The sequence below is a fragment of the Flavobacterium hercynium genome, from assembly GCF_002217285.1.
GTDB classification, from domain to species: domain Bacteria; phylum Bacteroidota; class Bacteroidia; order Flavobacteriales; family Flavobacteriaceae; genus Flavobacterium; species Flavobacterium hercynium.
The window spans coordinates 198,045-212,882 of record NZ_MUGW01000017.1 but is presented as its reverse complement, the minus strand read 5'-3'; the positions used below and the strand labels follow the sequence as shown (position 1 = coordinate 212,882).

Sequence of the window (14,838 nt, the reverse complement as noted above, 5' to 3'; positions counted from 1 at the left end):
CGATTACTCTGGATTCAAAATCGAATTTGATTCAGTAATCCACGCTTTTACACTAGCATTATTGTAAGCAATACTGCCTAACGAATTAAAATTCGTTTTTCCCTTTCTAACAGAAGCGGTAGCATAACAAACCTGAGGAAACTCATTTACACCAAAAGCAGTACGTAAAGAATTAATTTGCTCTTTTTGTTCGGGTGAAATGTTAGGATCTGAGAAATCAAGTTTTACTAAAATTACATTTTTTGCAGACCAGGAAGCAAAATCAGGAGTTTTAAAAATTTCATTCTGAATTTTATCTGATGTGCCAGATGCAGTAAAAAAAAGTAATAATGGTTTTCTTTGCGAATTACTCAATTCTATTGCATCAACAACGCTTGTATTCCAAAACAAGCTCTGTGATTTCACAAAAAAAGTACCAATAAAAAATAGTAGGATAAGTAGTTTTTGGCTCATAATAAAAGGTTTTTTGGGTTAAGTTAATGAAACTAAATTAACACAATTAATAAACCATGCAATAAATATTAAGATAAAAAACAAAATAAATTCAAAAATAAACGATATTTTACGTTAAAACGTTAAATACTGAAAATAATTAAAATTTTAGAGCTAAAATTGACAATTGTATCAGTTAAAATTATGGGTAAAACATCCCTTTTCAAGCAGTTGCAGAAAAGGGACTTCTACAAATTAAATTAAGCAACTTAATTTAAAACTTTATTCTTCAACTGGATGTAAAATAGCATTTGATTCCGATATCCATGCTTTTGCTCCTCCAGGTTTATAAGCAATTTTCCCTAATGCACTAAATGTCGTTTTACTTTTTCTGATGGAAGCACTTGCATAACAAACTTCAGGCAAATCAACAACACCAAAAGCATTTTTTAGCCGTACATTTTGCTCTTTATCACTATCAGATGCATTTACATCAGATAAATCCAATTTCACAAGAACAACATTATCTCGCGACCACACAGCAAAATCAGGAGTTTTGAAAATTTCGTTTTGAAGATTATCCGGCACTCCGGTGGCTGTAAACAAAATTAGCATTGGTTTACGAAGTTCGTTACTTATTGCAATCGCATCGGTCATATTGGTTCTCCAAACCAGATTTTGAGAACGCATTAAAAATGAACAAAAAAAGAAGAGTAGGATAAGTAGTTTTTTAGTCATATCAATTTGGTTTTGGTTAGATTAGCTTTACGAAATTAACATAATATTTTAATTTTCCAATTTTTATTAGCACAAAAAATACATTATGTGTTTTTTTATACTAATAAAAATATCATTATGCTAATAATAAAGAAATACCTATTACAACTACTATCTGTAAACAAAAAAATCCTTACATTTCTGTAAGGATTTTTAAAATTCTTTTATTTTGTAATTATATTTTCTTCGGATGAACAATTCCTTCTGCGACAGCTAACCAAGCTGATGGTCCACCTGCCACATATCCTGTTTGTCCTAAACCTTTAAAATTTACTTTTCCATCTTTGGATTCAGCACTTGTAAAATAGATCGTTGGAAATCCCTGAATTCCAAAAGCCTGCTGTAACTCACTATTCTGATTTTTTAATTCAGGAGTCTGAGCTGTTCTTCTTGGATAATCTAATTCAACTAAAACAACATTCCCTGATGCCCATTTTTTAAACTCTTCCGTTTTCAAGACTTCATTCTGCAAACGAATGCACCATCCACACCAATCACTTCCTGTAAAAAAAAGAAGCATTGGTTTCTTTTCTTTATTACTAACAGTAACAGCTTCTTTTACATCTGTATACCATTTTAACTCTTGCGCTTCAACGGTAAATGCTCCAACTAAAAAAAGTGCAATTAAGAATATTTTTTTCATGCTGATTAAATTTTTTCCAAAATTAAACAAAATTTAGATTCCAAAATGTCGCCTACTTTACTTCTTGCATTAATTTTTTAATTAAAGGAGTCGTAACAATCAAAACAATACCTGCAATAAGAGAATACAATGCAAGCTGATAGTAACCATCTGTATACGCCATAAGCTTAGACATCAAAGTTGTTCCTGTATTCGCATTTGACATTTCTGATCCAAGTTTCCCTGCCGCAAACTGACCAAATGCACTTGATAAGAACCACAATCCCATCATCATCCCAAATAATCTTTTTGGTGATAATTTTGTAATTACTGACATTCCAATTGGTCCAATACACAACTCTCCAAGTGTGTAAACTAAATATCCTAATGCAAAAACATTTAACGAACTCAAGCCATTAGCATCAACAAAGAATCTTGCACTGTAAAAAATGAAAAATCCCGCAGCTAAAAGTATAAAGGAGAACCCAAACTTAATAACGGTGTTTGGTTCAATTCTTTTCTTGTATAGAAAAATCCAAAGCAAGCCTATTAACGGACTAAAGATGATAATAAAAAGTGAATTTATACTATTATTAACCACATTGGGATCAATATTAAAAGACAATAATTCAGATGATAAGTTGTCTTTTGCAAATAAAGAAAGTGACCCTCCTGACTGCTCAGAAATAGCCATAAACATAAAATATCCAAAAATAAAAATAAAAGCAGCTAACAGCTTATACTGTTGTTTCCTATCTTCTATCCTTAATAATTCAAACAGGAAATAACCTAATGCCACCACTCCTATTGTATACATGAAATATTCTGTAAAATCAGAATTGATTACCATAATATAAATCAATGGTATTGCTAATAACGATCCTGCATAAACGGCTATTTCATAAGCATTACGTTTTTTAGGCGTGTGATTTACAAGAGGAGAATTTCCAATTGGCGCTAAATGTTTTTTAGTCAGAAGAAAGGTAACAACTCCTGCAATCATAACTATAGCAGCAGAAAGAAAACACAAACTCCATGAATAGTTTTTTCCTAAATAAATTGGAATTGCACCACCCAACATTCCACCTACATTAATACCCGCATAAAACATACCGTAACCAGCATCTCTACGTCCATCATTTTCGTGATATAACTCTCCTACCATTGAAGACACATTTGGCTTAAAGAAACCAGTTCCAATAATAGACAATGTTATTCCGTAATAAAAGAAATCATGTGGAGAAGCCGCAATTAGTAAATTCCCCAAAATCATAACGATTCCACCAAAAAGCAACGATTTTTTAAAACCAAGGATCTTATCGGCAAAAATTCCACCAATAAAAGTAAAAGCATACACAAAAGCTTGAATCGCTCCGTACTGAAGATTTGCTTTACCTTCTAATAATCCTAATTGATCTACCATGAAAAATGCCAAAACACCTCTCATTCCGTAAAAACAAAAACGTTCCCACATTTCAACTAAAAACAAATACCATAATTGCTTAGGGTATTTGCCTTTAAAATCCTGAATTTCTTCTAAAGTTAAATTCTTTTCCATATTATCGAACTCCGTGCATCATTTTTTTCAATAATGGCGTCAAAGCAAACAACAATATAGCTGCAAGTCCTGTCAGAACAACGAACACCATAAAGAATTCATATAAATTATGAATTACAAAACCAGCAAATTCAGGATAATGATCGCTAATTTGATGATGGTCTAATAATTTAACCTGATCCTCTGTTAAAGTCGTTGTTTTATCTAAAACTGCTTGTAAATCTATACCTAGTTCTTGTGCTTTTTTGTATTTATCACCTGTTGCCGGTAAAATAGAACCTAAAGTTCCTCCTAATGCATAACCAGATGCATTAGACAAGAAAAATACTCCGTATAATAATGATGCAAAACGTTTTGGAGATAATTTTCCAACAAGAGATAATCCAATTGGAGACAAACACAACTCAGCACATGTATTTAAGAAATACAACAAAATAAGCCATTTAACCAATAACAATCCTGAAGTTCCGATATAAGAAACCTGAGTTGCAATCATGAAGAAACTTATGGTAATAATAACTAAACCAATTGCTAATTTAACCGGAGAAATTGGTTCTTTATCTTTTGCTCTTAAAGAATCCCAAAGAATACTAAAAGGTACCGCTAAAACAACCACAAAAAGTCCATTAAAAATCTGAACCATTGATGGAGGCATTTGCCAGCCAAAGAAATTTCTGTCTGTTTGATTATCTGCAATAAAAGTTAATGATGAACCTGCTTGTTCGAAAGCAGCCCAAAAGAAAATAATGAAGAAAGACACGATATAGATTACTATAATTCTATCTCTTTCTATTTTAGTTAATGAAGTATCAGAAACAATTAATCCTGCTAAAGCAACACCGCTTGAGTAGATTAATGTGTATATTAAATTTTGACCTACTACGTAGTGAAAAAAGAACCCTAAAGCCACAAATGCAATACCTGCAACTGTCAATGCTTTAGTAGAGAAGTTTGCTTTTTGCGCTTCTCCTTCTTCAAAATCTGCCGCTACATTTTTAGAAGGCAAGCCTCCTAATGGTCTTCCTTCCGGAGAAACTACATACTTGTTTTTTAAAATATAGAACAAAACTGTTCCTATAAACATAGCACCAGAAGCTGCTAAAAATCCCCATCTGAAAGCGTGAATATCTCTAATTCCTCCAGTATCTCTAACATCTCCTAACAATGGACAAATTGATTGCCCTAAGAAAGCACCAATGTTAATCCCCATGTAGAAAATCGTAAAAGCAGTATCTAATTTTGTTTTTTCCTGTTTTGGATACAAACTTCCAACCATACTTGAAATGTTTGGTTTAAAAAATCCATTACCAAAAACAATTACTCCTAAACCGCAGTACATAATGATTTTAGCAAAACCTAAGTTGCCTTCAAAAATACTACCGCTTGTAAATAATAATAATTGACCAATAGCCATTAATAATCCACCCAAGAGGATACAATTTCTATTTCCTAAGAAACGATCGGCAACAAAGCCTCCCAACATTGGAGTTAAATAACAAAGTCCAAGAAAACCTCCGTAAATCAACGAAGCTTCTTCTTCTTTCATTAATAATGAGTTTACAAGAAATAAAGTCAATAAAGCCCGCATTCCATAAAAATTGAACCGCTCCCACATCTCCGTTCCAAACAAAACCCACAGTCCTTTAGGATGCGCTGTTTTCACTTGAGTTCCTTCCATATTATTCATTATTTATTTAAAGTTGATAAAGTTGTTTTATAAATTTTCCTTGATAAAGTTAGTCATTTTATTGTAAAGGTGAATTCTCGTTTTCCCACCGTAAATACCGTGATCTCTATCTGTATAGATATGAGTATCAAACTGTTTATTTGCCTGAACCAATGCTTCCATCATTTGCATTGAGTTTTGTAAGTGAACATTGTCATCAGCTGAACCATGAACTAATAAAAACTTACCTTTTAATTTATCAACGTGATTAATCGGAGAATTTTGGTCATAACCGCTTGCATTTTCCTGTGGAGTCTGCATGTATCTTTCTGTATATACGCTATCATAAAAACGCCAGTTAGTTACAGGTGCAACAGCTATTGCCATTTTAAACACATCGCTTCCCTGAAAAATACAGTTCGAAGCCATAAATCCACCATAACTCCATCCAAAGATTCCAATTCTTGCTGCATCAACATAAGAATAAGCACCAATTACTTTAGCAGCATCAATCTGATCTTCTACCTCGTATTTTCCTAATTCTTTTTGAGTTACTTTTTTAAAGTCAGCACCTTTGTATCCTGTTCCTCTACCATCAACACAAGCTACAATATAACCTTGCTGCGTAAGAGACGCAAACCAATAATCATTGCTGTTTATCCAGCTATCCGCAACTTGTTGTGATCCTGGTCCAGAGTATTGAAACATAAATACAGGATATTTTTTAGAAGGATCAAAATCTACCGGTTTCAAAATCCACGCATTAAGATCGTGACCTTTTGCCGTTTTCAAAACAAAAAATTCTTTTTTTGGTAAATTATAAGCTTTTAATTTTTCAGCAAGAGCCTGGTTGTTTTCTATAACCTGAATTTCTTTTCCTGCTTTCGCTTCATTCAACGTATAAGTAGTAGGTTGAGAAGCACTTGAGAATGTATTGATGTAGTATTTGAAATCAGGGCTTAAAGTTGCAGCGTTTGTTCCAATATTTTTAGATAAACGAACTTTGTTTTTACCGTCTAATGCGATGCGGTAAACATCTCTATTGATTGATCCATTTTCTGTAGATTGGTAGAAAATAGTTTTTGTTTTCTCATCAAAACCGTAATAAGAAACTACTTCCCAGTTTCCTTTCGTTACCTGATTTTTAAGTTTTCCTGTTTTATCATAAACATAGATATGATTAAAACCATCTTTTTCACTTGTCCAGATAAAGCTATTGTCTTTTAAAAATGTTAAGTTATCTGTAACGTCAACATAAGCTTTGTCTTTTTCATTTAAAACAACTTTAGCAACAGCTGTTGTTCCGTCTACAAATAACAAATCAAGATTATCCTGATGACGGTTTAAAACCTGTGCTGATAAAATATTGCTATCATTTGTCCATTTAATTCTGGCAATGTAAAAATCGTTATAATTTCCCAAATCAACTTTTTTAACAGCATTTGCAGCAACATCATAAAGGTGTAAAGAAACTATTGCATTTTTTTCTCCTGCTTTAGGATATTTAAAGGTGTCAATTGTCGGGTATAAATCTTTCTTGAAAATTGACATTGAAAATTCCGGAACTGCACTTTCATCAAAACGAATGTAAGCTACTTTTTTACTGTCTTTACTCCAGTCAAATGCTTTAACGAAAGCAAACTCTTCTTCATAAACCCAGTCCGTAATACCATTTATAATCGAATTTTTCTTTCCGTCTGTAGTTATTGCCGTAGAAGCTTTAGAAGCTACATTATAAACGTATAAGTTATTCTCTCTTGCGTACGCTATTTTAGTTCCATCAGGTGAAAAAGTTGGTTCCTGAATCTGGAAATCAAAAAGCTTCGTTAAGGATTTAGAAGCTATATCATATAAAAAATAATCTGCCGTAAAAGAGTGACGAAATATTTTCTTTGAATTACAAGCTATTAAAATTTTCTTTTCTGAAGCATCAAAAGTATAACTATCGATACCATCTTCAAGTTCCTTATGATTTTTAGTATCAATCAAATTCGATACTTTCTTTAACGTTGCAAAATCATACAAATCAATCTGCATCGTCCTGCTTGCCATATCGACATTTAAGACCGTATATTGGTTTGTATTCTTCAAAGATTGCAACTCGTCCATTCCTTTAGCACGAAATGTCCCGCCATAAATATTTTCGATAGTAATTTTCTGTTGGCCAGAAACGACAGCAACAAAAAACAAAAACATTAAAGTAATTTTACTTGTATTCATTGAGAATTAATTTAAATATAAAAAAGACCCCAATTTTAGTAAAAAAAATAAACATATTACACATTTTAAGTGTTAAAAATCAAAAAAAATAACGTTTGCGTGATTTTCAAATTACAAATAGATTGTAAACAAAACTCTTAAATTAATATCTTTGTAGCAACAATATTATTTAATATACTGAGAATGAACAACGCCGTTGCCGGATTTTCTAAATTATCCAAAAAAGAAAAGACAAACTGGATCGCAGAAACTTACTTTTCTACCCCTGAAGATGCACTTAAAATAATAAGAAATTACTGGAATTCAGACGAAAAGCTTCAACAGCTTCATGATGAATTCATAGAAAACACTATTACTAATTTGTATATTCCTCTTGGTGTAGCTCCGAATTTTCTCATAAATGGACATTACAAAACCATTCCAATGGCTATTGAGGAGAGTTCTGTAGTTGCTGCGGCTTCAAAATCAGCAAAATATTGGGCAACTCGCGGCGGATTTAAAGCTACCGTAATCGACACTGAAAAAATAGGACAAGTCCATTTTACTTTTGCTGGTGAAGCCGAAAAACTTCAAGCCTTTTTTGACCTAATAAAGCCAAAATTTTTCTCAGACACACAGAGCATTACCAAAAACATGCAACAACGTGGTGGCGGAATTTTAGACATCCAGCTAAAAGATAAGAGAAATTTACTTGATAACTATTTTCAGCTTCATGCCACTTTTGAAACCAAAGACAGCATGGGTGCTAATTTCATAAACTCATGCCTAGAACAATTTGCAACTACTCTAAAAGAAGAATTTGAGCATTCTGAATTGTTTTCTGAAAATGAAAACGTCAAAGTAATTATGAGCATCTTGTCTAATTATGTTCCAAATTGCATTGTCAGAGCCGAAGTTTCATGTCCAATTGAAGATTTGGCTGAAAAACATATTCAAAATCCTCAAGATTTTGCAGAACGCTTTGTTCAGGCCGTTCAGATTGCAGAAGTAGAACCTTTTAGAGCCGTAACACACAACAAAGGAATTATGAACGGTGTTGATGCAGTAATTCTCGCAACCGGAAATGATTTTAGAGCCGTAGAAGCAGGAATTCACGCTTATGCCTCAAAAAATGGTCAGTATGCCAGCTTATCACATGCCAAAATCGAAAACGGAATTTTTACATTCTGGCTTGAAATTCCGCTAGCATTAGGAACCGTAGGCGGATTGACTTCTTTGCACCCCTTAGTAAAATTGTGTTTAGAAATACTCGAAAAACCTTCTGCTGCTGAATTAATGCAAATTGTTGCAGTTGCAGGACTAGCACAAAACTTCGCTGCCTTACGTTCTCTAACTACCACCGGAATTCAGGAAGGACACATGAAAATGCACTTAAACAACATCCTTAACCAATTTGAAGCAACCACAGAAGAGCGCCAACAAATAAAACATCATTTCAAGAAAAATACAATCTCACACAGTGCGGTAGTAGAATTTATTGAAAGCTTAAGAAAATAATTTGGAGCTATTCCCGCTGTCCATTGTATCTTTTATGACTCCCCGATATTCATCGGAAGTCATAAAAGGATGCCATTCCCATCGGGGCTAAAAAACAACAGAATGAAAACAACATTTTACAGTAACGGTAAATTATTAATCACTGGTGAATATCTGGTTTTAGATGGTGCAAAAGCATTTGCTTTACCAACAAAAACAGGTCAGAATTTAGTTGTAGAAAACAGTTCGAACAAAGAAATCAAATGGAAAAGTTTTGATTATGACAACGAAGTCTGGTTTGAAGACACTGTACAATTTTCTGAGATAGTAAATAATATTCAGACAGATCCAAACACTGTAAAAGCAACTTTAATAAATATACTACACGAAGCATATCTCTTAAATCCTGACTTCATAAATAATGCAGAAGGATATAATGTAAGCACACATCTTACATTTCCTAAAAACTGGGGATTGGGCACATCATCGACCTTAATAAATAATATTGCACAATGGACACAAATCGATGCTTTTACCTTACTTAAAAATAGTTTTGGCGGCAGCGGTTATGATATTGCCTGTGCACAAAACAACACTCCAATTACATATCGTTTAGAAGAAAAACAACCTGTAATAGAAGTTGTTACATTTGATCCTGACTTTAAAGATAGTATTTATTTTGTTTATTTAAATAAAAAGCAAAACAGCAAAAATGCGATAAAAGCTTATTACGACAACAAAAACGAAAAACTATCAGAAAGTATCATTGCTAATAATAAAATCACTGATGCTCTTTTAAACGCTAAAACAGACAGCGAATTTGCAATTGCAATCAAAAACCATGAAACACAATTAAGTAACATCCTGAAAATGAAAACCATCAAAGAAATATCATTTTCAGATTTTGATGGAGAAGTAAAAAGTCTTGGGGCTTGGGGGGGAGACTTTGTAATGGTGATTTCAAAAGAAAATCCGAAGGAATATTTTGAATCAAAAGGGTATAAAACAATCCTTTCTTACAAGGAAATGATTTTATAAAATCAGCGGAAGTTATTAGTTTTTACAAAAACGAATTAATACTTAACTTTCTTATCATCAACACGTTTTGCTTCGAGGCGGCGAACCTTTTGCGTTTCTATTTCATTAGTTTCAATAAGTGTATTATGAAGACGTTCCGCCATTTTCTCTATACTGTTAGTAATCGAATCATAAACTAATTCCATTCTGCGGTGTTTTTCTTCTTTTACGGCTTTTAAAACATCTTCAACAAAAAACTTATCGTACTTTTCAGCTACAGAATCGCGGGTGTTTGTTAATCTAATAACATAATCATTACCTAAGATGGTGACCTTAAAATGTTGTTCATCATTACTTAAATAGTACTTTCCACCCAGCTCATCAACATTGATCTCGGTATTACTAAGTTTTAAGAGCTCTGTAATTATTCCAAAAATATGATTTTCTATTTTGGAATATACTTTAGGTTTTCTTTTCAAAAAATGAAACATAAAAAAATTAAATATCTGATTATTAAAACAGTTACTTATCGAAATTTGTCTTGGAAATTTTAACAAATGTTTTGGCAAATTTTAATTTGTTGAAACAAAAATCGGGGACAAATAAACTGCAATATTTCCGAAATCCCAAATTTTTTAAATTAAATTTCGATTATTTCAATATAACTAAGGGAATACCCTCACAAATTACAGAAATGACAAAATACTGATACTCATTTAAGTAAAAACACAAAACCCCGAAACATTAAAATGCTTCGGGGTTTCTATCTTTAAAAACGCTTTACTTACTAAAAACTAGTAGTTAAATTGTAATCTGTTATCTTCAATTTTAGCATTGTTTTTCAACGCTGGTAAAACTCTGTTTGAATCAGATGCGCTTTGTGCTTTTAGTTTTGCAACATATTCTGCATGATTTGCAGCTGCAGGTGCTTTTACAACACTAATGTTTTTCACAACATAAACCCCAGTGTTTCCTTCAATAGGAGCAGAAAGTTTATTTGCAGCTAAAGCAAATGCATTACCTACAACTTTAGGCTCTTGTCCAACTCCACCAGGTAAAACAGGATTATCTAAAGTTACATCAGCAGCTTGTTGAACTGCAACACCAGCACTTTTAGCAACTGCTTCGATAGTTGATCCAGTCATTTTAGCTTTTAAAATCTCTGCTTTTTTCTTGTTTTTCAAGATTGACTCCACATAAGGTCTTGCAACTGTTACAGAAACTAAACCAGATTTGTTTTCACCTTTGTATTGTGCAATAACGTGACCAATATTTGCTATTTCGAAACGTTTCACATCATTTTTATCTGTTTCTTTATCAAATGCCCATCTTACAATAGCACGTTGATTTCCTAATGATCCAAATGCTTCGTCCATTGCTTTTGCAGAAACAGGAGCTTCCACTTTTAAACCTAATTCTTTAGCTGTAGCGTTAAAATCTTTATCAGCAGCATCCATTTCAAATTTAGTTGCTAATGTAAATACTTTATCAGATGTAGCTTCAGATGGTTCAATTTTTTGAGCAATTGTAGCTAAACGTATTCCGTCTTGTTTGTCAGTAATTTTAATAACGTGAAAACCAAATTGAGTTTCTACTAATCCAACTTTTCCAATTCCGTTATTGAATACAAAATCATTGAATGGTTTAACCATTTGATTTGGACCGAAGAATCCTAAATCTCCACCTTGCTGTGCAGATGAATCATCAGAGCTTGTAAAAGCCAACATCATGAAACTATCAGGATTTGCCTGAACCTGAGCTAAAATTTCTTCCGCTTTAGCTTTAGCTTCTTCTTTAGATCTTTTTTCTTTTTGGTTTGGTGTTTGAGACCCTACATAACCAATTAAGATATGGCTCGCTTTTGCATTAACTCCTGCTTTAAATCCTAAAGATTTAGAAATACAGTAGTATTTTCCAAAAACGTAAGGTCCATAAATTGCACCAGGAGCTAAACTGAATAATTTATCAGCATCAACAGCTGGTAAGTCATTTTTAGCAACATAAGTAGAATCGTAAGGAACGTCAGAATTTGCATTTACAAATTCAGCAATGTTTTTAGCATTTCTAAAACCTGGTAAACTGTCGTTTTTATTTGTTTTTGCGTTGTAAACTACAGTTCCATTCAATAAACCTGTTATTTTAGCTTTGATTTCAGCTTCATCTTCTTTTGATGCTTTATCTTCAACTAAAACATATTGAATTTCACGAGTTGCATCTGCTTTAAATTTTTTCTCGTTTTTCTTCATGTAGTCAACAATTTCTGAATCAGAAATTTTTACGTCACTATCTTTAATTGAAGAATATAATGCCGCAGCAAAAGAAAAGTTTACTTTGTTAGCTTCTGCCTCATATTTCAATTTTCCTTCACTAGCAGTAGTATAAAGACCTGCTTTGATTAAAGTATTGTAAATTTGAAACTTAGCATTTAATTCTGCATCTTTTTCTTTTTCAGCAATATATTGCGCTGCTTCAGGATTAGTTTTAAAATACTCTTTGAATTTAGCAACATCAAAAATACCTGCTGCATTTAGGAACATTGGGTTTTTACCAATATTTGGATCTGTTTTTAAAACTTCCAAAAGGTGTTTTTCTCCAACTCTTAATCCTAATTTATCAAACTGAGCTGATAATAATGCGATTGAAACCTCTTGATCCCAAACTCTGTTTGCAGCTTCAGTGGAAGTAATTCCTTGACCACTTTTTTCAACATTACTAACTTTAAGTCTAAAGTCTTCAAATGAAATATCTTTTCCATCAATGCTTCCTACATCTTTTGAACTTTGACCAAAAGAAGTGCTGTTAAAAAGATCTTGTATTATAAATGCAAATAATGCAAGTGCAATAACTCCTATCAGTAATGCGGAACGCTGTCTAATTTTTGCTAAAACTGCCATTTTTATTATCGTTAATTTTATATTCAGTTTGCGAAAATACAATTATCTAGTTAATAACAATACAACTAGTGTTTTATTTTACACATTTTTTTTTCAATAACTAAACAAATTACTCTTTTATAGTCATTTTTACTAATTCAATTTTCTTATTCGTTGCTTCTTCGATCACAAAATGATAGTTGTCAATTACGATTTCTTCCCCTTTTTGCGGGATTTCTTTTGTGGAATTCACAATAAATCCTCCTAAAGTTCCATACGAATCTTCTTCAGGAATGTCTAATTTATATACCTCATTAAGATACTCTACATCTAAGCGGGTAGAAAATAAGTATTTGCCCTCTCCAAGCTGTTCTTCTATTAATTCCTCATCTAAATCGTGCTCATCTTCAATCTCTCCAAAAAGTTCTTCCACGATATCCTCAATAGTTATGATACCAGAAGTTCCTCCGTATTCATCTAATACTACTGCAACATTTTTACGTTTTTTGATCAGTAAATTTAAGGCATCTTTTATCAAAATGGTTTCCGGAACAAATTCTACGGTCATTAAAACCGACTTAATAGTATTTGGCTTTTTAAATAAATCAAAAGAATGTACATAACCTACAATATCATCCAGTGAATTTTGACTCACTACAATTTTTGAATATCCTGTTTCTATGAACAATTCTTTTAATTCTGTAACACTGTCAAACAAATCGATAGCTACAATTTCTGTTCGCGGTGTCATAATATCACGCGCTTTTACTCCTGAAAATTCGAGTGCATTCTGAAAAATCTGAATTTCCGAATCTACTTCTTCATTATCTTCTACGGAACTCATTTGTTCAGTAATATAATTTCCTAATTCAACTTTGCTAAAGTATAACTGCAACTGGTCTCCATCTGTTTTAAAAAACTTTTTCAGAATAAAATCGGCTATCCAGATGAAAAAAGTAGATATGTAATAGAATAACCTATAAAACAGATATGCCGGAATGGCAAAAAAACGGATTAAGGAATTGGCATAAATCTGAAAAAAGACTTTAGGGAAAAATTCTGCCGTTATCAGAATGATAAAAGTAGCTATAAGAATCTGAATTATGATACTTGTGGCGTCTGAAAACTGATACCCGTACTGAGCACTTTTCTCGACAATGAGATCGCTCATAAAAAAACCATACGTTACTAAAGCAACATTATTACCAATCAGCATAGCGGTAATAAATTTAGACGGGTTTTCGGTAAGCTTTGTAAGGATTTGGGAGATGAAGTTATCTTGCTTTTTTTCTATCTCCAAATAGATTTTATTAGAGGAAATAAAAGCTATTTCCATTCCTGAAAAAAGGGCTGATAGTATTAAACACAGTATTATAATACTAAGCTCCATTTTTACTGTTTTTTATTATGATTGTCGTACTTCCTCGCAAATCTTCTTCTAACAAAAAACATCACAATAGACATCGCCGCAATTATAAAGTATAAATATGGAATATCATTGCCATCATTAATTTTTGTTATTCCTTCATAAACAAAGAAAACAGCAATTAATAAGTAAACGTATTGTGTATATTTCATGTAAGCCATAACATTCTTGTTTATTCTTTTCTTATTCTTTTTTAATTATTCTTCGGCTTCGAGTTCGCCAGTTATTCTTTGTGAATTAATCACTTTAAAATCTTTGCTAAAATCTATTCCCTGACCATGCGTAACACCTTTTGCATCAGTAAGTTTAAATTTTCTTTCTGTATAAAACCATTCGTTTTTCTGATCGAAGTACAATTGCTCCGTTTCCAGCATCTGACCTGTTTCCGAAGTAATTTTCACTTTTCCCTGCAAATCTATTATTCCTGTTTGTTTGTACGAAACAGCATAATTAGATCGTATAAAAGTACGTTTTTGTTTTTTATCGTATAAAGTAACATCAATTCCTTTAGGAAATTCAGTAAATGGAAAAACCAGATTTGAATAGTCCAACATTTTCGAACTAATCAAAACTCCCGTTATCCGACCAGAATCAGTATATTTTATATTTACAGTATCAGCGTCACTTCCCGGAACAAACTCTGAAAAGTTAATCTTCTGAACTTCTTTAAAATTACTTTCACACCCAAAAAAAAGTGTCACAGCCAAAACCGTGACAATCTTTATTATATATTTTTTTGGTAATTTCATTTGCCAAATGTAGTAAATTGTA

13 protein-coding genes are annotated in these 14,838 nt (G+C 32.4%); 2 read left to right on the top strand and 11 right to left on the bottom strand.

Going from position 1 to position 14,838, the window contains the following annotated elements:
• Positions 1–3 precede the first annotated feature (3 nt).
• The 6 genes from B0A66_RS08825 to B0A66_RS08800 form a co-directional block, all read right to left on the bottom strand.
• Positions 4–453: a hypothetical protein gene (locus tag B0A66_RS08825; protein WP_089049483.1), complete on the bottom strand. Its 450-nt coding sequence runs from the start codon at positions 451–453 to the stop codon at positions 4–6.
• Between the two features lie 261 nt (positions 454–714).
• Positions 715–1,170: a hypothetical protein gene (locus tag B0A66_RS08820; protein WP_089049482.1), complete on the bottom strand. Its 456-nt coding sequence runs from the start codon at positions 1,168–1,170 to the stop codon at positions 715–717.
• Between the two features lie 214 nt (positions 1,171–1,384).
• Positions 1,385–1,852: a thioredoxin family protein gene (locus B0A66_RS08815; RefSeq protein ID WP_089049481.1), complete on the bottom strand. Its 468-nt coding sequence runs from the start codon at positions 1,850–1,852 to the stop codon at positions 1,385–1,387.
• A 52-nt stretch (positions 1,853–1,904) separates the two neighbouring features.
• Positions 1,905–3,389, bottom strand: coding sequence for a peptide MFS transporter (locus B0A66_RS08810; RefSeq protein ID WP_089049480.1), 1,485 nt, complete (start codon positions 3,387–3,389; stop codon positions 1,905–1,907).
• Between the two features lies 1 nt (position 3,390).
• Positions 3,391–5,067, bottom strand: a complete 1,677-nt coding sequence (locus B0A66_RS08805) for a peptide MFS transporter (protein ID WP_089049571.1) — start codon at positions 5,065–5,067, stop codon at positions 3,391–3,393.
• Between the two features lie 36 nt (positions 5,068–5,103).
• Positions 5,104–7,275: a S9 family peptidase gene (locus tag B0A66_RS08800; protein ID WP_089049479.1), complete on the bottom strand. Its 2,172-nt coding sequence runs from the start codon at positions 7,273–7,275 to the stop codon at positions 5,104–5,106.
• A 183-nt stretch (positions 7,276–7,458) separates the two neighbouring features.
• Here B0A66_RS08800 and B0A66_RS08795 point away from each other — a divergent pair, with 183 nt between their 5' ends.
• Entirely contained in the window at positions 7,459–8,772 is a 1,314-nt protein-coding gene (locus B0A66_RS08795; RefSeq protein WP_089049478.1) for a hydroxymethylglutaryl-CoA reductase, degradative, read from the top strand.
• Between the two features lie 102 nt (positions 8,773–8,874).
• Positions 8,875–9,789, top strand: a complete 915-nt coding sequence (locus B0A66_RS08790) for a GYDIA family GHMP kinase (protein ID WP_089049570.1) — start codon at positions 8,875–8,877, stop codon at positions 9,787–9,789.
• A 35-nt stretch (positions 9,790–9,824) separates the two neighbouring features.
• Here B0A66_RS08790 and B0A66_RS08785 read toward each other — a convergent pair whose 3' ends face one another.
• From B0A66_RS08785 to lptC, 5 genes are all read right to left on the bottom strand, one after another.
• Positions 9,825–10,247: a hypothetical protein gene (locus B0A66_RS08785; RefSeq protein ID WP_244283416.1), complete on the bottom strand. Its 423-nt coding sequence runs from the start codon at positions 10,245–10,247 to the stop codon at positions 9,825–9,827.
• A 315-nt stretch (positions 10,248–10,562) separates the two neighbouring features.
• A complete protein-coding gene (locus B0A66_RS08780) occupies positions 10,563–12,662 on the bottom strand; it encodes a peptidylprolyl isomerase (RefSeq protein ID WP_089049476.1) in 2,100 nt (699 codons plus the stop codon).
• 109 nt (positions 12,663–12,771) lie between these two features.
• Entirely contained in the window at positions 12,772–14,031 is a 1,260-nt protein-coding gene (locus tag B0A66_RS08775) for a hemolysin family protein (RefSeq protein ID WP_089049475.1), read from the bottom strand.
• A gap of 2 nt (positions 14,032–14,033) precedes the next feature.
• Positions 14,034–14,228 (bottom strand): hypothetical protein, encoded by a 195-nt coding sequence (locus B0A66_RS08770; RefSeq protein WP_089049474.1) that lies wholly within the window; start codon positions 14,226–14,228, stop codon positions 14,034–14,036.
• A gap of 36 nt (positions 14,229–14,264) precedes the next feature.
• Complete coding sequence (gene lptC, locus B0A66_RS08765) at positions 14,265–14,816, bottom strand: LPS export ABC transporter periplasmic protein LptC (protein ID WP_089049473.1); 552 nt, start codon at positions 14,814–14,816, stop codon at positions 14,265–14,267.
• Between the last annotated feature and the right edge of the window lie 22 nt (positions 14,817–14,838).

Coding starts and splice junctions, on each gene's coding strand:
- B0A66_RS08825 (WP_089049483.1), bottom strand. CDS start 453: ATGAGCCAAAAACTACTTATCCTACTATTTTTTATTGGTACTTTTTTT.
- B0A66_RS08820 (WP_089049482.1), bottom strand. CDS start 1,170: ATGACTAAAAAACTACTTATCCTACTCTTCTTTTTTTGTTCATTTTTA.
- B0A66_RS08815 (WP_089049481.1), bottom strand. CDS start 1,852: ATGAAAAAAATATTCTTAATTGCACTTTTTTTAGTTGGAGCATTTACC.
- B0A66_RS08810 (WP_089049480.1), bottom strand. CDS start 3,389: ATGGAAAAGAATTTAACTTTAGAAGAAATTCAGGATTTTAAAGGCAAA.
- B0A66_RS08805 (WP_089049571.1), bottom strand. CDS start 5,067: ATGGAAGGAACTCAAGTGAAAACAGCGCATCCTAAAGGACTGTGGGTT.
- B0A66_RS08800 (WP_089049479.1), bottom strand. CDS start 7,275: ATGAATACAAGTAAAATTACTTTAATGTTTTTGTTTTTTGTTGCTGTC.
- B0A66_RS08795 (WP_089049478.1), top strand. CDS start 7,459: ATGAACAACGCCGTTGCCGGATTTTCTAAATTATCCAAAAAAGAAAAG.
- B0A66_RS08790 (WP_089049570.1), top strand. CDS start 8,875: ATGAAAACAACATTTTACAGTAACGGTAAATTATTAATCACTGGTGAA.
- B0A66_RS08780 (WP_089049476.1), bottom strand. CDS start 12,662: ATGGCAGTTTTAGCAAAAATTAGACAGCGTTCCGCATTACTGATAGGA.
- B0A66_RS08775 (WP_089049475.1), bottom strand. CDS start 14,031: ATGGAGCTTAGTATTATAATACTGTGTTTAATACTATCAGCCCTTTTT.
- B0A66_RS08770 (WP_089049474.1), bottom strand. CDS start 14,228: ATGGCTTACATGAAATATACACAATACGTTTACTTATTAATTGCTGTT.
- lptC (WP_089049473.1), bottom strand. CDS start 14,816: ATGAAATTACCAAAAAAATATATAATAAAGATTGTCACGGTTTTGGCT.